This is a genomic window from Clostridium sp. CMCC3677, from assembly GCF_023845585.1.
Classification (GTDB): domain Bacteria; phylum Bacillota; class Clostridia; order Clostridiales; family Clostridiaceae; genus Clostridium; species Clostridium aquiflavi.
Window position 1 is genome coordinate 1 of the sequence record NZ_JAMQHS010000120.1, and the last position, 221, is coordinate 221.

At 34.8% G+C, this 221-nt stretch carries 1 protein-coding gene; it reads left to right on the forward strand.

Going from position 1 to position 221, the window contains the following annotated elements; translation table 11 throughout:
• Positions 1–221, forward strand: a 221-nt coding sequence (locus tag NG901_RS16955; RefSeq protein ID WP_252217124.1) for a hypothetical protein, incomplete at both ends; no start/stop codon positions are given.

The window sequence follows — 221 nt, forward strand, 5'->3', positions numbered from 1 at the left end:
GGAAGCGGAACTTAGTGAACTAGTAGAAGTGGCTAAAATTGAAGATAGTGAAGAGAATATCGTACTATTTGAATCAATAAAGAAAAATGCAGAAGGTGAGCCACAAGATTCATTTGAAAGTAAGACAGTGAAAGCAGAACTAAAGAGAGTAACAAAAGAAAGCTCTTCTTATGAGTTGTTGAAAAAAGCAGATGGATTAATAGCTGAAAAGTCTTCGCTAG